11 protein-coding genes are annotated in these 19,920 nt (G+C 69.8%); 3 read left to right on the top strand and 8 right to left on the bottom strand.

All coding sequences use genetic code 11. The features are described from left to right. Nucleotides 1-115: 115 nt before the first annotated feature. Nucleotides 116-2,713 (bottom strand): bifunctional aconitate hydratase 2/2-methylisocitrate dehydratase, encoded by a 2,598-nt coding sequence (gene acnB / locus K4L06_RS17485; protein WP_221672606.1) that lies wholly within the window; start codon nt 2,711-2,713, stop codon nt 116-118. A gap of 382 nt (nt 2,714-3,095) precedes the next feature. Here acnB and acnA point away from each other — a divergent pair, with 382 nt between their 5' ends. Further along, complete coding sequence (gene acnA / locus K4L06_RS17480; RefSeq protein ID WP_221672605.1) at nt 3,096-5,882, top strand: aconitate hydratase AcnA; 2,787 nt, start codon at nt 3,096-3,098, stop codon at nt 5,880-5,882. A gap of 453 nt (nt 5,883-6,335) precedes the next feature. Here acnA and K4L06_RS17475 read toward each other — a convergent pair whose 3' ends face one another. The 6 genes from K4L06_RS17475 to K4L06_RS17450 form a co-directional block, all read right to left on the bottom strand. Beyond that, on the bottom strand, nt 6,336-7,589 hold the full coding sequence (locus tag K4L06_RS17475; protein ID WP_255595195.1) for a VWA domain-containing protein: 1,254 nt from the start codon (nt 7,587-7,589) through the stop codon (nt 6,336-6,338). Beyond that, nucleotides 7,586-10,021 (bottom strand): DUF5682 family protein, encoded by a 2,436-nt coding sequence (locus K4L06_RS17470; RefSeq protein ID WP_221672604.1) that lies wholly within the window; start codon nt 10,019-10,021, stop codon nt 7,586-7,588. The genes K4L06_RS17475 and K4L06_RS17470 overlap by 4 nt, the downstream gene beginning before the upstream one ends. Nucleotides 10,022-10,028: 7 nt before the next feature. Next, nucleotides 10,029-11,111: an AAA family ATPase gene (locus K4L06_RS17465; protein ID WP_221672603.1), complete on the bottom strand. Its 1,083-nt coding sequence runs from the start codon at nt 11,109-11,111 to the stop codon at nt 10,029-10,031. A 101-nt stretch (nt 11,112-11,212) separates the two neighbouring features. Further along, entirely contained in the window at nt 11,213-12,718 is a 1,506-nt protein-coding gene (locus K4L06_RS17460; protein ID WP_221672602.1) for a DUF5691 domain-containing protein, read from the bottom strand. Continuing rightward, nucleotides 12,715-14,061: an SWIM zinc finger family protein gene (locus K4L06_RS17455; RefSeq protein WP_221672601.1), complete on the bottom strand. Its 1,347-nt coding sequence runs from the start codon at nt 14,059-14,061 to the stop codon at nt 12,715-12,717. Before K4L06_RS17455 ends, K4L06_RS17460 begins: the two co-directional genes overlap by 4 nt. 104 nt (nt 14,062-14,165) lie before the next feature. Beyond that, nucleotides 14,166-14,669, bottom strand: coding sequence for a nuclear transport factor 2 family protein (locus tag K4L06_RS17450; protein ID WP_221672600.1), 504 nt, complete (start codon nt 14,667-14,669; stop codon nt 14,166-14,168). A gap of 217 nt (nt 14,670-14,886) precedes the next feature. Between K4L06_RS17450 and K4L06_RS17445 the strand changes: the two genes are divergently transcribed. Further along, a complete protein-coding gene (locus tag K4L06_RS17445) occupies nt 14,887-16,563 on the top strand; it encodes a long-chain fatty acid--CoA ligase (RefSeq protein WP_221672599.1) in 1,677 nt (558 codons plus the stop codon). Between the two features lie 198 nt (nt 16,564-16,761). Further along, nucleotides 16,762-17,700 carry a crotonase/enoyl-CoA hydratase family protein gene (locus K4L06_RS17440; protein WP_221672598.1) on the top strand — a complete coding sequence of 313 codons (939 nt, stop codon included), beginning with the start codon at nt 16,762-16,764 and terminating at the stop codon, nt 17,698-17,700. 51 nt (nt 17,701-17,751) lie between these two features. Here the strand turns inward: K4L06_RS17440 and K4L06_RS17435 are convergent, their stop codons facing one another. Continuing rightward, entirely contained in the window at nt 17,752-19,920 is a 2,169-nt protein-coding gene (locus tag K4L06_RS17435) for an ATP-binding protein (protein WP_221672597.1), read from the bottom strand.

The raw sequence follows: 19,920 nt of genomic DNA, 5'->3' as shown, positions 1-19,920 counted from the left end.
CGCCAACTCATCGCCGGCGGGGCCAGGAAAAGAAGCGCTAGCACCCGGCACGGGCGCCGGACAAAGAAAAACCCCGGCCGAGGCCGGGGTTTTTCGTCGCGCATCGCAGCCGGAATCAGGCGGCGACGGTGTCGGCGACCTGCTTGTAGTCTTCGATCTGGTCGAAGTTCATGTAGCGGTAGATCTTGTCGCCGTTGGCGTTGATCACGCCGATGTCCGCCATGTACTCCTCGCGGGTCGGGATCCGGCCCAGACGCGAGCAGATCGCGGCCAGCTCGGCCGAACCCAGGTACACGTTGGTGTTGCGGCCCAGACGGTTGGGGAAGTTGCGGGTCGAGGTCGAGAACACGGTCGCGCCCTCGCGCGCCTGCGCCTGGTTGCCCATGCACAGCGAGCAGCCCGGCATTTCCATGCGCGCGCCGGCGGTGCCGAAGGTGCCGTAATGGCCTTCCTTGGTCAGCTCCGAGGCGTCCATCTTGGTCGGCGGCGCGACCCACAGGCGGGTCGGGATGTCGCGCTTGCCTTCCAGCAGCTTGGCGGCGGCGCGGAAGTGGCCGATGTTGGTCATGCACGAACCGATGAAGACTTCGTCGATGACCGCGCCGGCGACGTCGGACAGGGTCTTCACGTCGTCCGGGTCGTTCGGGCAGGCGACGATCGGCTCGACGATCTGGTCGAGGTCGATCTCGATCACCGCCGCGTACTCGGCGTCGGCGTCGCCTTCCAGCAGCTGCGGGTTGGCCAGCCAGCCTTCCATCGCCTTGATCCGGCGCTGCAGCGAACGGGCGTCGGCGTAGCCTTCGGCGATCATCCACTTCAGCAGGGTGATGTTGCTGGTCAGGTACTCGATGATCGGTTCCTTATCCAGCTTGACCGTGCAGCCGGCGGCCGAGCGCTCGGCCGAGGCGTCGGACAGTTCGAACGCCTGTTCGACCTTCAGCTGCGGCAGGCCTTCGATCTCGAGGATGCGGCCGGAGAAGATGTTCTTCTTGCCCTGCTTGGCGACGGTCAGCAGGCCCTGCTTGATCGCGGCCAACGGGATCGCGTTGACCAGGTCGCGCAGGGTCACGCCGGGCTGCATCTGGCCCTTGAAGCGGACCAGCACCGATTCGGGCATGTCCAGCGGCATGACGCCGGTGGCCGCGGCGAACGCGACCAGGCCCGAGCCGGCCGGGAACGAGATGCCGACCGGGAAACGGGTGTGCGAGTCGCCGCCGGTGCCGACGGTGTCGGGCATCAGCATGCGGTTGAGCCAGGAGTGGATGACGCCGTCGCCCGGACGCAGAGCGATGCCGCCGCGGTTGCTGATGAAGGCCGGCAGCTCGTGGTGGGTCTTGACGTCGACCGGCTTCGGGTAGGCCGCGGTGTGGCAGAACGACTGCATCACCAGGTCGGCCGAGAAGCCCAGGCAGGCCAGGTCCTTGAGCTCGTCGCGGGTCATCGGGCCGGTGGTGTCCTGCGAACCCACCGAGGTCATCTTCGGCTCGCAGTAGGTGCCCGGGCGGATGCCCGGCTGCGCGCCATCGACTTCGGCCAGGCCGCAGGCGCGGCCGACCATCTTCTGCGCCAGCGAATAGCCCTTGCCGGTGTCGGCCGGGTTCTGCGGCAGGCGGAACAGGGTCGACGGGGCCAGGCCCAGGGCCTCGCGCGCCTTGGCGGTCAGGCCGCGGCCGACGATCAGCGGGATGCGGCCGCCGGCGCGGACTTCGTCCAGCAGCACGTCGGACTTGAGCGCGAATTCGGCGATCACTTCGCCGTTCTTCAGCGCCTTGCCCTCGTACGGGCGCAGCTCGACCACGTCGCCCATGTTCATCTGCGACACGTCGAGTTCGATCGGCAGCGCGCCGGCGTCTTCCATGGTGTTGTAGAAGATCGGCGCGATCTTCGAACCCAGGCACACGCCGCCGTAGCGCTTGTTCGGGATGAAGGGGATGTCTTCGCCGGTGAACCACAGCACCGAGTTGGTGGCGGACTTGCGGCTGGAGCCGGTGCCGACCACGTCGCCGACGTAGGCGACCAGGTGGCCCTGGTTCTTGAGCGATTCGATGAAGGCGACCGGGCCGCGCTTGCCGTCTTCTTCCGGCACGATGCCGTCGCGCGCGTTCTTGAGCATCGCCAGGGCGTGCAGCGGGATGTCCGGACGGGTGGTCGCGTCCGGCGCCGGCGACAGGTCGTCGGTGTTGGTTTCGCCGGTCACCTTGAACACCGTGATGGTCATGCTGGCCGGCACTTCCGGCTTGCTGGTGAACCATTCGGCGTCGGCCCAGCTCTGCAGCACGGCCTTCGCGTTGGCGTTGCCCTTCTCGGCCTTTTCCTGCACGTCGTGGAAGGCGTCGAACATCAGCAGGGTGTGCTTGAGCGCGTCGGCGGCGACGGTGCCGACCTCGGCGTCGTCGAGCAGTTCGATCAGCGGATGGATGTTGTAGCCGCCGAGCATGGTGCCCAGCAGTTCGGTGGCGCGGGCGCGCGAGATCAGCGCGTTGTTCTCGCTGCCGAAGGCGACCGCGGCCAGGTAGGAGGCCTTGACCTTGGCCGCGTCGTCGACGCCGGCCGGGACACGGTGGGTGATGAGATCCAGCAGGAACTCCTCCTCGCCGGCCGGCGGGGCCTTCAGCAGCTCGATGACCTCGGCGGTCTGCTGGGCGGTCAACGGCAGCGGCGGAATGCCCAGCGCGGCGCGCTCGGCAACGTGTTGGCGATAGCTGGAGAGCATGGAGAGTCCCGTCGGAGTGGAGCGGAAAGACGCCGTACCGTTGCGTGGTCCGCACGGCGGGCCGGGCGGATTGCGTGGCGGCTTGGGGGCGAGGCCTCAGGCGCCCGCCAGGGGCTCGGCCTCAACCGCATATTTTGCCTTCAAAGGCGCCTGCGGGCAACGCGGCCCGGATCGCGCCCGGCCCCGCCGGGCAAGGCTTTGCGCGATCCGTCCATACGCTTGCGGCGGAACGCTGTAGTCCGCTTAGACCATTGTCTGCACGCTACCTGAACCCGATAAAGCGATAATCGGCGCCACGCCCGACCGCAGGGTCGAGCGGCGCCTCGCCAGCCACCGTGCCGTGCCCCCACGCACGCCAGCCGCATCAAGGAGCTCCAACGACATGCCCGACTCCTACGCCACTCGCCGCAAACTGAACGTCAACGGCCGCGACTACACCTACTTCAGCCTGCCGGCCCTGGGCGAGCGCTTCGACATCAGCCACCTGCCCTACTCGATGAAGATCCTGCTGGAGAACCTGCTGCGCCACGAGGACGGCGGCGCCACGGTCGGCAAGGAGCACATCGAGGCGGTCGCGCAATGGGACGCGGCCAAGGAGCCGGACACCGAGATCGCCTTCATGCCGGCGCGGGTGGTGCTGCAGGACTTCACCGGCGTGCCCTGCGTGGTCGACCTGGCGGCGATGCGCGACGCGGTCAGCAAGCTCGGCGGCAATCCGTCCCAGATCAATCCGCTGATCCCCTCCGAACTGGTCATCGACCACTCGGTCCAGGTCGACGTGTTCGGCCGCCCGGACGCGCTGGACCTGAACGGCAAGATCGAGTTCGATCGCAACAAGGAGCGCTACAGCTTCCTGCGCTGGGGCCAGAAGTCGTTCGAGAACTTCAAGGTGGTGCCGCCGAACACCGGCATCGTCCACCAGGTCAACCTGGAGAACCTGGCCCGGGTGGTGGTCGGCCGCGAGGTCGACGGCGCCCTGTTGGCCTTCCCCGACACCGTGTTCGGCACCGACAGCCACACCACGATGATCAACGGCATCGGCGTGCTCGGCTGGGGCGTGGGCGGCATCGAGGCCGAGGCGGCGATGCTCGGCCAGCCCTCGTCGATGCTGATCCCGCAGGTGGTCGGCTTCAAGCTCAGCGGCCAGCTGCCGGAAGGCACCACCGCGACCGACCTGGTGCTGACCGTGACCCAGATGCTGCGCAAGCTCGGCGTGGTCGGCAAGTTCGTCGAGTTCTACGGCGACGGCCTGCAGCACCTGCCGCTGGCCGACCGCGCCACCATCGCCAACATGGCGCCGGAGTACGGCGCCACCTGCGGCATCTTCCCGATCGACGCCGAGGCGGTGAACTACCTGCGCCTGTCCGGCCGCGACGAGGCCCAGATCGCCCTGGTCGAGGCCTATGCCAAGGCGCAGGGCCTGTGGCACGAGCCCGGCCAGCCGCATGCGTCCTATTCGGCAACGCTCGAGCTCGACCTGGGCGACGTCAAGCCCTCGCTGGCCGGCCCCAAGCGCCCGCAGGACCGGGTGTTGCTGGAGAACGTGCACAGCAACTTCAACGACAACCTCGGCCCGCTGATCGCGGGCCGTAAGACAGGTAACGGCGGCAAGCCCAAGGGCGTGGGTTGCGCGATCGAGGAACTCAACGGCGAAGGCGGCGCCCAGCCGCAGGCCGAACACCTGGCGGCCAAGCCGGTGTCGAAGATCCGCATCCAGGACCAGGACGCCGAGCTGTCCGACGGCTCGGTGGTGATCGCCGCGATCACCTCCTGCACCAACACCTCCAACCCGGCGGTGATGCTCGGCGCCGGCCTGCTGGCGCGCAACGCCGCGCGCCTGGGGCTGAAGTCCAAGCCCTGGGTCAAGACCTCGCTCGGACCGGGCTCGCTGGTGGTCACCGACTACCTGAAGAAGGCCGGCGTGCTCGACGACCTGGAGACGCTGGGCTTCTACGTGGTCGGCTACGGCTGCACCACCTGCATCGGCAACTCCGGCCCGCTGCCCGACGAAGTCTCCAAGGGCATCGCCGAGAACGAACTGGTGGTGGCCTCGGTGCTGTCGGGCAACCGCAACTTCGAAGGCCGGGTGCATCCGGAAGTGAAGGCCAACTACCTGGCCTCGCCGCCGCTGGTGGTCGCCTATGCGATCGCCGGCACGGTCAACATCGACCTGACTAAGGAGCCGATCGGCAAGGGCAGCGATGGCCAGGACGTGTACCTGCGCGACATCTGGCCGAGCAACAAGGAAATCGGCGACGTCATCGCCGCGACCGTGGGTCCGGAGCTGTTCGCGCAGAACTACGCCGACGTGTTCAAGGGTGACACGCGCTGGAACCAGATCGCCTCGCCGGACGGCGAATCCTTCGCCTGGGACGAGGCCTCGACCTACATCAAGAATCCGCCCTACTTCGACGGCATGACCATGCAGATCGGCGGCATCGACGACGTCCACGGCGCCCGGGTCATGGGCCTGTTCGGCGACTCGATCACCACCGACCACATCTCGCCGGCCGGCAACATCAAGAAGGACTCGCCGGCCGGCCGCTACCTGGTCGGCCGCGGCGTGCAGCCGGTCGACTTCAACAGCTACGGCAGTCGCCGCGGCAACGACGACGTGATGGTGCGCGGCACCTTCGCCAACATCCGGATCAAGAACCTGATGTTCGGCGGCGAGGAAGGCGGCAATACGCTGTATTACGGCGGCAACGGCGCCGCGCCGGAAAAGCTGGCGATCTACGACGCCGCGATGAAGTACAAGGCCGACGGCGTGCCGCTGGTGGTGTTCGCCGGCAAGGAATACGGCACCGGCTCTTCGCGCGACTGGGCCGCCAAGGGCACCAACCTGCTCGGGGTCAAGGCGGTGATCGCCGAAAGCTTCGAGCGCATCCATCGCTCCAACCTGGTCGGCATGGGCGTGCTGCCGCTGCAGTTCAAGGACGGCGAGAACGCGCAGAGCCACGGCCTGGACGGTTCGGAGACGGTCAGCGTGACCGGGCTGGACGACGGCAAGGCCAAGACCGCGACGGTGACGGCGAAGAAAGCCGACGGCCGCGAGACCCGCTTCGAGGTCAAGGTGCTGCTGCTGACGCCGAAGGAAGCCGAGTACTTTCGCCACGGCGGCATCCTGCACTACGTGCTGCGCCAGCTGGCGGCGAAGAAGGCGGCCTGACGGGCTCCTGACCGGACGGAAGCCCGGCCGTTTCGAGCCCCTATCCCGCTTGCGGGAGAGGGGTTGGGGTGAGGGCCTGCCGCCGCCCGGCGCCCTCATCCGCCCCTTCGGGGCACCTTCTCCCGCAAGCGGGAGAAGGGACTACCCGGCTCTTGTAGGAGCGGCGTGAGCCGCGACAAGCGTAACGGTGAACGAAAGCGGGCTGTCCGAAGCCCGGTCGATCGGCAGGGCCGCAATGGCATCGCGATTATTGCGGCAGCCACCCGTATCGAATCCGAACTGCGGCAACAGCGCTTGCGTCCACCGCTGCGGATGTCGCGGCTCACGCCGCTCCTACAGTCGGAGAATCCTCGGGTTACCGGGGGCGTCATCGCGGCCACGCAGTCGCGGCTTATGACCGGAGGAAATCCCGTGGGGCGCCGCTCCTACCCGGAGGAGGTTTCGCGCCCGACCTCACCGCGCCGGCGACGTCGGCACCAGGCCGTTGCCCGAGGCCCACTGGGCGATGTCGTCGCGGCGGATCGCCGCCGCCATCAAGCCCGGGAAGGCGTCGGGAGTGCAGGCGAAGGACGGCACGCCGAGCGCGGCGAGCTTGGCCGCCAGCGCCTGGTCGTAGGCCGGGCGGCCTTCGTCGCTGAGCGCGAGCAGGACGATGAACTGCACCCCGGCCTCGACCAGTTCCTGCGCCCGCGCCAGCAGGCGCGTCTCCACCCCGCCCTCGTACAGGTCGGAGATCAGCACCAGGATGCTGTTGCGCGGTTCGCGGATCAGGCTCTGGCAGTAACCGACCGCGCCGTGGATGTCGGTGCCGCCGCCGAGCTGCACGCCGAACAGCAGGTCGACCGGATCGTCCAGTTGCTCGGTCATGTCGACCACGGCGGTGTCGAACACCACCAGCCGGGTCGCCACCGCCGGCAGCGAGGCCATCACCGCGCCGAAGATGCTCGAATACACCACCGACGCGGCCATCGAGCCGCTCTGGTCGATGCACAGCGTCACCTCGCGCTGCGGCCGGCGCGACTTGCGGCCGTAGCCGATCAGCTGCTGCGGCACGAGGGTGTTGTGGCTGGCCTGCCAATGCTTGAGATTGGCGCGGATGGTGCGGTTCCAGTCGATCTCGGCATGGCGCGGCCGGCGCGAACGGCGCGCCCGGTCCAGCGCGCCGGTCACCGCCGAACGCATCGGTTCTTCCAGCTTGCGCATCAGCTCTTCGACCACCTTGCGCACCACCAGGCGCGCGGTCTGCTTGGTTTCGGCCGGAATCACCCCCGACAGCGAGACCAGGTTGGCGACCATGTGCACGTCGGGCTGCAGGCCTTCGAGCATTTCCTTTTCCAGCAGCATCTGGCGCAGGTTCAGACGCTGCAGCGCATCGCGCTGCATGACCTGGACCACGCTGGTCGGGAAATACTTGCGGATGTCGCCGAGCCATCGCGCCACGTTCGGTGCCGAGCCGCCGCGGCCGCCGCGCCGGCTCAAGCCGCCCGGACCGGCGGGTTCGTACAACGCCGCCAGCGCGGCCTCCATCGCCGCCAATCCGGCGCCGGGCGCGCCGCAGCTGTCCTGCGACTCGCTGCCCAGGATCATGCGCCAGCGCTCGGCGCGGCTGCTCGGCGTCGCCGCCTCGTCGCTGGCCGCGGTCGCGGCCGGGGTTTGCAGGTCCGCGCTCATCGGCGTGCTCATCGGCGTGACCATCGACATGTTCATCGGATCTCCACGGCCTCCAGGCCGAACAGTTCGCGCAACAGCGGCAAGGCGCGCGCGGCGCGCTCGCCGTTCCAGGCCGGCGCCGGAGCGGTCGCCCGCGCCTGCCCCGGCGGCCGCTCGACCCGCTGGCCGAGATCGCGCCGGTCGGCGGCCTCGAAGCGGGCGAAGCTGCGCCGCAACAGCGGCACCACGCGCAGGAAGTGCTCGTGGCCGAGCCCGGACACCCAAGCGTCGATCAGCGACCACACCGCGTCGTCGTGCAGCAGCACGGCGGCGTTGCGGTTGAGGAAACCGTCCAGCCACTGCGCCGCCTGCAGCGGCTCGGCGCCGAGCGACAGATTGAGCCCGAGTTCGTCCGCGACCGAAGCGCCGTCGAAGCCGCCGGCGTCGAACAGCAGCCGCGTGCACAGGCCGCGCAGCAAGGGCGCGGCGCTGTGCGAGCGCGCGACCAGGCCCAGGCTGCGTCGCCAGGCCTCGGTCTGCGCCGGGTCTTCGCGCAGTTCGACTGCGCGGTCGGCGCCCAGCACGACCTCGCGCGCGGCTTCGGCCGCCTCTTCGTCCAGGCCGCACACCGCCAGGCCCAGGCCGATGCAGGCGCGGGCCAGAATGCCGTCGAACAGGCTGCGCACCTGGGCCGCGTCGGTGTTGCGCACGTTGCCGTAGCGCTGCACGTTGGCCAGCGGCGGCAGCGCCGCGAGCAGGGACAAGGGATCGCTGTCGGTGGCTGCGCGCGCCTGCAGTTGTTCGGCGACGGCTTCCACCGCCTGGGCCAGGTTCGCCAGCAGCACCCGATCGATCAACGCCGACAAGGCCGGCAGGCGCTCGGCCTGGCGCGCCTGCTCGATCGCGCGCGCGGTCGCGGCCTGCTCGACGCTCTGGCCGTAGCGGCTGGCGACGACCAGGTCGATCTCGAATCCGGGTTGCCAGGCCAGCTCCCAGACTTCGCGGAAGCTGCCGCGCGAGGAGCGGCCGGCGCCGCCGAGCCGGCCCCAGCCGATGTCGAGCAGCAGCAGGCGATGCAGCAACTGGCTGCGCTGCAGGTCGGTGTCGTTGCGCAGGTCCAGTTCCAGCGCCTTGCTCAAGGTCTCCGGCTTGAGCCGCAGGCGCTTGCGCTGCGCTTCCAGGTCGCGCTGCAGCGGCACGGTCGGCACCGCCTCGGGCACCTGGCCCAGGCGTTCGCCGATCATCAGCGCCTGCTCGATCAGGCGCATCGGCGCATCGTCGCCGTTGCACAGGATGCTCAGGCTGGCTTCGTTGAGCTCCTCCAGGCTCGGCGCCGGCCGCTCGCGCAAGGCCGCCAGGGTGTCGGCCAGGCGTGCGGCTTCGATCAGATGCGCCGAGGAGCAGTCCAGCCCGTGTTCGCGCAGCACTCGCGCCACCCGCGCGAACCAGCCCACCGCGCGCGGGCCGTCGCCGTGCAGCCACAGGTGTTCGTACCAGCCCGGCGCGTCGATGCCGGCGCCGTAGCCGCTGGCGCTGCTGAGGTGGCGATAGGTCCACGGCACCCAGGTCGCCGCCGCCTTCAATTTCGGCAGGTCCTTGAGCAGGGTCTTGTCGGCCGCCGCCGAGGTCTTGGCGACCAGCGCCGGCACGTGCCAGGCGCCGCAGACCACGGCGATGCGCTGATGCCCCTGCTTGACCGCCTCGCGCACGCCGGCGCGCATGTGCGCCTCGCGCAAGGCTTCCTGGCGCGCGTCCAAGCCGTTGTCCAGCCCGGCCTGCTCGCGCAGTTCGGTCATCGCCGCGCCGATCGCCTCGAACAGATCGGCGCCGTCGCCGCGCTCCTCGACCATATGGTTCCACCAGCTCTCGCCGTCGGCGTAGCCGGCGGCCTGGGCCAGCCAGTCCAGCGGGTCGCGGTGCCGGGCCGGCGCGGCGGGCTCGGCGGGCGGCGCCGCGGCCGAACCGTCCGCGGCCGCGTCGATGGCCTCCTGCGCAGCCGCGGCCTGGGCCGCATCGTCGGCCAGAGCGGCCGGCGCCGGATCCGCCGCGGCTTGGTGGACGGCTTCGTGGCCGGCGTCGTTCTCGGTGCCGCTCTCCGCCTCATCGTTCCCTTCGCCCGGCGCTGCGTCCGCCGTACCGCCGCGGCGTGCGCGCTCCTGCGCTTGCCAGGCCAGGCTGGCGCCGGCCGGCACGTCGATGAAACGCACCGGCACGGCGTGTTCGACCGCCCAGCGCATCGCCTGCCATTCCGGCGAGAACTCGGCGAACGGATGGAACACCGCCAGTTGCGGATCGTCGACGCCGTGGGACAGCAGCGCCACCGGCGGCTGCAGTTGCGGATCGCGCAGATGCTCGATCAAGGCTTCGCTGCCGGCCGGGCCTTCGATCAGCACGCAGTCCGGCTGCAATGCGTCCAGGCTCCGGCGCAGGCTGCGCGCGCAGCCCGGGCCGTGGTGGCGGATGCCGAAATAGCTGACCGGACCGCTCATGGCCGGCTCAGAGCTGTTCGCGGAAGGCGCGGTACAGGTCCTTCCAGTCCGAGCGTTCCTTGACCACCGTTTCCAGATACTCCGTCCACACCACCTGGTCCTGCACCGGGTCCTTGATCACCGCGCCGATCATGCCCGCGGCCATGTCGGCCGGACGCAGCACGCCGTCGCCGAAATGCCCGGCCAGGGCCATGCCGTTGTTGATCACCGAGATCGCCTCGGCGGTGGACAGGGTCGAGCTGGGCGACTTGAGCTTGGACTTGCCGTCTTCGGTCTGGCCGTTGCGCAGTTCGCGGAAGATGCGCACGATCCGCGCCACTTCCTTCAGCGCCGGCGGCTCGGCCGGCAGTTCCAGGGCGCGGCCGAGTTCGTGCACGCGCTTGACCACGATCGAGATCTCCTCCTGCTCGCTGGACGGCACCGGCAGGATCACCGTGTTGAAGCGGCGCTTGAGCGCGCTGGACAGTTCGTTGACGCCCTTGTCGCGGTTGTTGGCGGTGGCGATCACGCTGAAGCCGCGGGTCGCCTGCACTTCGCTGCCCAGTTCGGGCACCGGCAGGGTCTTTTCCGAGAGCACGGTGATCAGGGTGTCCTGGACGTCGGCGGGGATGCGGGTCAGCTCCTCGACCCGGGCGATCTTGCCCAGCTTCATCGCGTTCATCAGCGGACTGGGCACCAGCGCATTCTCGCTCGGGCCGTGGGCCAGCAACTGGGCGTAGTTCCAGCCGTAGCGGATCTGCTCTTCGCTGGTGCCGGCGGTGCCCTGGATCAGCATCGTCGAGTCGCCGCTGATCGCCGCGCTGAGGTGCTCGGAGACCCAGGACTTGGCCGTGCCCGGCACGCCGAACAGCAACAGCGCGCGGTCGGTGGCGACGGTCGCCACCGCGATCTCCATCAACCGGCGGTTGCCGATGTACTTGGCGCTGATCTCGAAACCGTTGTCGAGCTTGCCGCCGATCAGATAGGTCACCACCGCCCACGGCGACAGTTTCCAGTTGGCCGGGCGCTGGCGGTCGTCGGCCTTGGCCAGTTGTTCGAGTTCTTCGGCATATTGGTGCTCGGCGTGTTGGCGCAGGACGGCGGTGCTCATCGGAACTCCCCAGAATTCGGTACGTGATGCGTAAGGAAGAAAGCGGCCCAACCCGGCGGGCTGGGCGTATCGGGCTATCGGCTATCGGGCTATCGGACGTATCAGGCGTGAAGCAGGCGACGCAGCGCGACGGTGCGTTCGACCGCGAGCAGGCATTCGCTCATCGCCGCGGTCTCGTCGGCGCTGCGCGGCAGCGCGCGCCATTCGCGCAACGCCTGCGGATGCAGCACCTCGACCAGCGACTGGATCACCGGGCGCAGGTTCCAGTCGTGGCGCAGGCGGTCGCGCTCGACCGTCTCGTACAGGCCCTCGACGATCGCTCGCGAGTAGTCGGCCGGCAGGCTCTGCCCCGGCGCGCAGGAATCGATCACCTCGTCGTGGCGGTTGTGCCGCCACAGCTGCTCGAAGCTGCGCGGCCAGTGGCGCACGCGCTCGGCCGCCGGCAGCATCGCCAGCAGGCGCGCGTGCTCGCCCTGGAACGCGCGCCCGGGCGCTTCGAGCATGGCCACGATCCAGTCCGGATCCTGCGCCCCTACCCGCTCCAGCCAGCCGCGCTGCAGCGCCGCCTTCCAGTCGCTCTTTTCGGCCCAGGCCAGACACTGCGCCGCGCTCATGCCGGTGTGCGCGCACCACCAGGCCAGCGGCGCCTGCCGGGTCAGCTGGTACAGCCACCAGGCGCGTTCGCCCAACGCGTCGTGCTGCGGGCGCGCGCTCTCGATCGCCGCGCCGGCCCAGTCCGGATCGGCCGCCTGCGGCGCCTCCACGACCCAGCGCTTGACCAGCAAGGCGCGCTCCTGGGTCACCAGCGGCGCCAGCCAGGCCAGCAGGCGTAGCGCGTGCGCCGATTGCGGCAGCCGCGCCAGCAGGCCGGCGGCGATCCGCCGCACGTCGCGGCCGCGGTCCTTGAGCAGGCCGGCGAGCAAGGCTTCGTCGTCCGCCGACAGGCCGACCTCGAGCGCCGCGGCGAACTCGGCGCGCTCCTTCGCCGGCAATTCGCCGAGCTGTTGCTGCAGCATCCCGCGCGCGACGCCGGGATCGCCCGCGCGCACCGTGCGCAACAGCTGCAGGCGCTGTTCGAAACTGCCCTCCTGCCACAACCGGGCCGGGTCGTCGCCGTCCGCCGCCGCCGCGGCATCGCCGCCGCCGGCATAGGCCCAATCCGGGTTCAACCCGGCCAACCAGCGGCCGCGCTCGCCGAGCACCGGCAGCAACGCGCCGCGCAGGCGGGTCGAGCGCTGGCCGGCGGCCAGCGCCGCCGCCACGGCGCTGGGCGGCAAGCGCCGGTCCAGCGCCTGCAAGCGCAGGCAGGCTTCGTGCTGCAGGCGCTCGCCGCCGTCGCGGAAGATCGTCCGCAGCGCTGCGGCCAGCGGCTGATCCTCGGCCAGCGCCGAGACATCGTCGGCCGCGCCGGCCGGCAGCGGCGCCGCGGCCACGGTATCCACCGCCGCGCGCCGGCACGCGGCCATCGCCGCCGCGCCGCGGGCGTAGCGCACCGCCGCGTCGTCGTCGGCGCAGGCCTGCAGCAACTCGTCGACCGGCGCGCCGAACGCGACCGGACGGGCGCCGTCGACGCCGATCAGCGCCGGCTTGATCCATTGCGCGCTCATGCCGCCTCCATCCAACCGGCGAGTTCGTCGCCGCGTTCGCGCCAGGCCGCGAGCGGGCGCAGCGCGCGGCCGTCCCACTCGCCCATCAATTTCAGGCCGCGGCCGCCGCTGTGCGCGAGCAACCGCCAACCGGCCGCATCGGCCAGCGCCAGGCGCAGGCTGCCGGCCGGCGTGTGCGCCTGCCAGCCGTCGCCATCGCGCACCGGCACCGCCGCGTCCAGGCTCATCGGCCAATAGCCCAGCCAGGGATTGGCGGCGAACGCCTGCGACGCGCGCTCGATCGCCTCGGCCGCGTCCTGCGACCAGCGCGGCGCGGCTTCGCCGGCGCCCTGCTCCAGCACCAGCGCGCGCAACGGCACGCTGCCCGGAAAGAAGCGCAGGGTCGCGGCGATCCGGCGGCCGTCCAGCCACTGTTGCTCCCAACCGCGGCCGCCGTAGGCGTAATCGTGCAGCAGCGCGTCGCGGCCGCTGGTTTCGCCGCGCAGCCAGACCCGGCGCTCGAACAGGCGGTCCTCGCGCTCTTCGATGCACTGGCCCTGCACCTGCCAGCGGTCGGCGACGGTTTCGCCCAGGGCGGCCAGGTCGTCCTTGTCGTAGACCCAGCCCAGCGCGGTGCGCACATCGGCCAGGCGCGCCGGCGCCAGGCGCTGGCGCCGGCTCACCGCCTCGCCCAGCAGCCACAGCAGGCCGAGGCGTTCGATCACCCGTTCGGCCGCTTCCAGGCCCTCGCCCATCGCCTCGGTCGCCGCCAGCAACTGGCCCGCCAGCGCCGGCGCCTGGGCGTCGACCATCCGCGCGGCCATCGCCTGCCACTCGCCGCGCTGGGCCGGGCCGAACGAGGCCAGGCCGCGGCAGAACTGATCGGCGATCCAGCGCTGCAACTCGGCGCCGCCCTGCTCGATGCGTTTCCAGCGCACCGCCTCGCGCTTGGCCGCGCTCGCGGCGGCGGCTTCCGGGTCGGCGGCCTGGGCCGCGGCGGCCTTGGCGGCGGTCTGTTCTTTCTTGACCGCGCGGTCGCGGCGCGAAGCCAGCCATTCCTCGACCCAGCTCGGCCGCGGCTGCGCCGCCGGGATCGCGGCGCGCGCATGCATCAGCAACAGCGCCAGGGCGTGCTTGCAGGGGAACTTGCGGCTAGGGCAGGAGCAACGGGTGACCAGCGCAGCCAGGTCGACCTGGGCCTGATAGGGCTTGGCGCCGCTGCCCTTGCATTCGCCCCACAGCGCTTCGGCGTCGCCGCCGAGGCTGGCCCATTGCGTCGCCGACGCCAATCCGGTGGCGGCCTTCGCGGAAGAAGCGTCGGGCGCGAGCGCGAGCGCCTGCTCCGCGGTCAAAGCTGATTCCATTCGATCCGGTCCCCGGCCGGCGATCGTCCTTGCGGTCGCGCAGAATAGCCGAGCGCGGTCTCACCCGGCGAGAGCGCGGCGTCGCCGCGCAGGCCGGCCGACGGTCACAATCGCGGCTGCCACTGCGCCGAGGTCATGCGCCATTCGCCGCCCTGTTCGCGCCAGCCGGTCTTGACCGAATACCACTGCGCGGCCTCCGGCAGGGGCTGGCCGGCGCCGCCGCCGAGCGCGGCCTCGAACCGCACCCGCGCGTGGCCTTCCTGCAACTCGATGTCGACCTGGCCGATCCGGACCCAGGTGCTGCGATAGCGCAGGAAACTGGCCACCGCCAGGCGCCGCGCGCCGGCACGGTCCATGCCCTCGGGGCCGACGAAATCGTCGGCGAGCTGGGTTTCGATCGCGCTGGCGTCGCGCGCGTCGATCGCCGCCTGCAGTCGCCCGATCGATTCGCGCAGGCGCTGTTCCGGGGGCGCGCGCTCGGCGCAGCCGGCCAGCGCCGCCACCGCCAGCAGCGCGACTCCGCGCAGCAGCGCGCGCCGGCGCATCGACGCCGGCGCCGGCAGGGCCGGCGGAAACTCGGTCGGGCGGCTGGCATGGCGGTTGCGCATGGCGGGGAAATCCGGCTTTCGGAGAATCGCACGACCGTTCGCCCGGCCGTATCCGACTACGATCCTGACAGGTCCGCGCTACCGCCGACAACGTCCGCGCGGACGCCGCGGCGGCGCCTTGCCAGGGGGTAGAGCCTATGCTCCAATCGATCAAACACCGTACGGCGGCGCACACAGCCGCCGGCGCCGCATCTAAGCGATTAAAGAGGGGATCGCGATGAGTTTGGAACGTCCGTGGCTTGCCCAGTATCCGCAAGGCGTGCCGGCACAGATCGATGTCGACGAGTTCCCGTCGATCGTCTCGGTGCTGCAGAACGCGATCGATAAATACCGGGACCGTCCGGCCTTCTCGAATTTCGGCAAGGTCCTCACTTACGGCGACATCGATCGGCTCAGCGCGCAATTCGCCGCGTACCTGCTCGGCGAGCTCAAGCTCAAGAAGGGCGATCGCGTCGCGATCATGATGCCCAACTGCCTGCAGTACCCGATCGCCACCTTCGGCGTGCTGCGCGCCGGCCTGAGCGTGGTCAACACCAATCCGATGTACACCCCGCGCGAGCTCAAGCACCAGCTCGACGACTCCGGCGCATCGGTGATCTTCGTGCTCGACAACTTCGGCAAGACCGTGGCCGAGGTCGTCGCCGGCACCCAGGTCAAGCAGGTCATCACCACCGGCTTGGGCGACATGATCGGCGGGCTCAAGGGCCCGATCATGAACTTCGTGCTGAAGTACGTGAAGAAGATGGTGCCGGACTACGACATCCCCGGCGCCGTGCGTTTCCGCGACACCCTCACCCTGGGCCAGATGCACAAGCTGCCCGAGGTGGAGATCTCGCCCGACGACATCGCCTTCCTGCAGTACACCGGCGGTACCACCGGCGTGGCCAAGGGCGCGATGCTGACCCATCGCAACCTGGTCGCCAACATGCAGCAGGCCGCGGCCTGGGTCGGCGCCAACGTCAAGCTCGGCCAGGAAGTCATCATCACCGCGCTGCCGCTGTACCACATCTTCGCGCTGACCGCGAACGGCCTGGTGTTCATGAAGTTCGGCGGCCTCAACCACATGATCACCAACCCGCGCGACATGGCGGGTTTCGTCAAGGAACTGAAGAACACTCCGTTCACCGCGATCACCGGCGTCAACACGCTGTTCAACGGCCTGCTCAACACGCCCGGTTTCGACCAGGTGGATTTCTCGCGCCTGCACCTGACCCTCGGCGGCGGCATGGCGGTGCAGCGTTCGGTCGCCGATCGCTGGAAGCAGGTCACCGGCGTGACCCTGGTCGAGGCCTACGGCCTGACCGAAACCTCGCCCGCGGCCTGCATCAATCCGATGGACCTGGCCGAGTACAACGGCGCGATCGGTTTGCCGATCTCCTCCACCGACGCCTGCGTCAAGGACGAGGAAGGCCGCATCCTGCCGGTCGGCGAAGTCGGCGAGCTGTGCATCAAGGGCCCGCAGGTGATGAAGGGCTATTGGAACCGTCCCGAGGACACCGCCCAGGTCATCGACCCCGACGGCTGGCTGCACACCGGCGACATGGCGCGGATGGACGAACAGGGCTTCTTCTACGTCGTCGACCGCAAGAAGGACATGATCCTGGTGTCCGGCTTCAACGTGTATCCGAACGAAGTCGAGGACGTGATCGCGATGATGCCGGGCGTGCTGGAAGTGGCCGCGGTCGGCGTGCCCGACGAGAAGTCCGGCGAAGCGGTGAAGGTGGTGATCGTGAAGAAGGATCCCTCGCTCACCGCCGAGGAGGTCAAGGCCCACGCGCGCGCCAACCTCACCGGCTACAAGCACCCCAGGTTCGTCGAGTTCCGCACCGAGCTGCCCAAGACCAACGTCGGCAAGATCCTGCGCCGCGAGTTGCGCGACAACGCCAAGACGTGAGTTTCGGTGAGTCGGCCGCGGCGCAGCGCGCTGCGGCCGCGCCGATCGCGCATTCAGGAGCCCCTGCCTCGCAGGGGCTTTTTTGTGCGCGCCAACGCAGGCAAAACGCGACATCGGGCTTGTCTGAACACACTAGGAACGAGGTGTAGCATCGAATTGCGGGACTTTTTCCCCGCCACCGACCTCCAGGAGTCCGCCATGTCCATCTCCGCTCGTTTCCCCATCGCCGAAGCCGCTTCCGCTCGTTTCCCGGTCGCCGAAGCCGCCAGCCTGTTCCGTCACGTGGCCGACGCCGGCAGCGGCGTGGATTGGGGCTACATGCACGCCCAGCCCGAACTCGTCCACGGAGCGGACGCGGTCTACTCGCCTTGCTTCTCGATCCGCCTGCTCGACGACATGAAGCGCGTGCAGGAACGCATCCGCCGCGAACTGGCCGCGGAAACCGACCCGCGCGCCGGGATCCGCCATTTCGTCCTCGGCTCGGAAGCCGACGTGTTCAATCTCGGCGGCGACCTGGCGCTGTTCTCGCGCCTGATCCGCGAAAACGACCGCGAGCGCCTGCTCGACTACGCGCGCCTGTGCATCGAGGTCGCCTTCAACCTCTACCAGTTGCACGAAGACCGCGTGCACAGCATCGCCGTGATCCAGGGCGACGCGCTCGGCGGCGGCTTCGAGGCGGCGCTGTGCTGCCACACCATCATCGCCGAGGCCGGCACCGGCATGGGCTTCCCGGAGGTGCTGTTCGACCTGTTCCCGGGCATGGGCGCCTACACCTTCCTGACCCGTCGCGTTTCGCCGGCCCAGGCCGAGCACATGATGCTCAACGCCCGCGTCTATCCGGTCGAAGAGCTGCTGCGCATGGGCGTGGTCGACCAGGTGGTGCCGCGCGGCTGCGGGCTGCAGGCGGCGCACGACACGATCAAGCGCAATCAGCGCATGGGCAATGCGCTGCGGGCGATGAACACCGTGCGCCAGGCCTGCCGTCCGGTCAGCCTCGAGGAGCTGCTGTCGGTCACCACCGAATGGGTCGACGCGGCGATGCGCCTGAGCGACCGCGGGCTCAAGACCATGGACCGTCTGGTGCGGGCGCAGCAGCGCCGGGCCGGCTCGGCCGCGCTGAATCTGGCGCTGGCATGATCGTCTTGCAGGGGGGAGCCTGCCACGCGTCCTGCGTGGCAGGATGCAAGCTCACGAAACGTCGGGAATGTCCTTGCCGCGCGCGCCACGGCTGAGCCGCGCCACTTCCTGACGGCTGAGGTCGGCGACCGCCGCCAACTGCCCGGCGAGTTCGCTGACGAGTTTGCCGTGCTCGCGCGCCAGCGCATCGTCGCCGGCCCGCATGATCTGCGAGCAGCGCTCGGCTATGGAGTGCGCGCCCAGGTTTTCGCAGACGCCCTTGTAGGCGTGGGCGACCTCGCGGAACTCTTCCCAATGCTGGGCCTGGCCGGCCGCGCCGAGATTGGTCTGGCACGCCGCGGCGTCCTTCAGGCACTGCTCGACGAAGTCGCGCAGGAATTGATCGCCCAACCCCATTTCCGCCAGCTCGGCGAGCACCGCCGGATTGGTCAGCGGGCGGCTGACGTCGCTGATCGCGCGCACCGCCGGCAGGCGCTGGGTGTCGACCACGTCGGCGATGGTCTCCAGCAAGCGGCCGACCACGATCGGCTTGGTCAGGAAGGCCATGGCGCCGGCTTCGCTGGCCGCCTCGGAGGCCTGCAGGGTCGCATCCGCGCTGAGGATGATGGTCGGCGTGCGGCGGCTGTTGCCGGCCTGCATGAAGCGCAACTGGCGGATCACGTCCAGGCCGCTCAGGCCGGGCATGTGCATGTCCAGGATCGCCAACTCGAACTGGCCGGTCTCCAGTTGGTCCAGCGCCTCCTCGCCGTCGTTGACCGCCTGCACCCGGTGGCCGGCGCGCTCCAGGATCCGGGTCAGCACGGTGCGGTTGGCCGACTGGTCGTCGGCGATCAGCACCTTGAGGCCGCGCACCCGGGTCTTGTGGCGGATGAAGGGGTCTTCGAACGAGACCACCTTGCCGCTGTCCGCCGGGGCGGCCTCGTGCGCCGCCGGCGCCGCGTCTTCCAGGCGCAGCGGCAGCTCGATCCAGAAATGGCTGCCGCCGCCGGGGTTGGTCTCCAGGCCGATCTGGCCGCCGAGCAGCTGGGTCAGGGTCTTGGCGATGGTGGTGCCCAGGCCGGTGCCGCCGAAACGCCGGGTCGGGCCGTTGTCGACCTGCTCGAAGGCCTGGAAGATCCGTTCCTGGTCGGCGCTGGGGATGCCGATGCCGGTGTCGCGCACCGAGAAGCGCAGCCGCGCCTGGCGCCCGCCGCCGGCCACCGCGACCGGCGCGCCGCCGTCGGCGATCCGGGTTACCAGCGACACCCCGCCCTTCTCGGTGAACTTGACCGCGTTGTGCAGCAGGTTCAGCAGCACCTGGGTGAGCAGCGCGCTGTCGCCGTTCAGGCGCAGCGGCACGTCCTGCTCGACGTCGATCTTGAGGGTCAGGCCCTTGGCCGCGGCCAGCGGCTGCAGCATCTTCTGCAGGCGCTTCATCACTTCCTGCAGGTTGAAGTCGACGTCGCGGCGCTGCAGCTTGCCGGCCTCGATCGCCGAGATGTCGAGCACGTCGTTGACCAGCAACAGCAGCGACTGGGCCGAGGTGTGGATGACGTCGGCGTACTCGCGCTGTTCCGGCGCCAGGCGGGTGCCGTGCATCAGCTCGGCCATGCCGATGATGCCGTTCAGCGGGGTGCGCAGCTCGTGGCTCATGTTGGCCAGGAAGCGGCTCTTGGCCTCGTTGGCCCGGCGCGCGTCCTCGGTCGCCTTCTGCAGGCTGCGCAGCAGCGAGGACAGGTAGGCCGGGATCGCCACCAGGCCCAGCCACAGGCCGACCGCCAGGTAGGGCTGGCCGCGCCAGTAGGGGTTGGCCAGGATCACCGCCAGGAACGAGGCCCCGGCCAGGCTGGCGGAGGTGTACAGGTAGGTGGTGCCGTAGCGCAGGCCGTTGCCGATGGTCACCCACAGCACGATCACGTACAGCGGCGCCAGCGAAGGCGCGTCCAGCGACATCAGCGCCGCCAGGGTCGAGTAGTCGGCGATCATGCCGATCCAGCGCCGCAGGTGCGAGACCCCGGGCCAGCGCACGATCCCGGCCAGCAGCCCCAGGCCGACCACCGATTCGGCGGACATCACCCAGAGCATGGTCTGGGTCGCCCGGCTGTCCTGCTGGAAGGCTTGCAGGCCCAGCAGGTAGGCCACGATCAGACAGGCGATGATCAGGCGGACCAAGGCCTGCCCGTGCTCGCTGTCCGGGCGGTTGGACAGGCGCTCCTTCAACAAGCGCAGGATGGAAGCCAT

It is taken from the genome of Lysobacter sp. BMK333-48F3 (assembly GCF_019733395.1).
GTDB lineage: Bacteria > Pseudomonadota > Gammaproteobacteria > Xanthomonadales > Xanthomonadaceae > Lysobacter.
Note: the sequence above shows the minus strand (reverse complement) of the source record. Positions and strands in the feature narration are given on the sequence as shown.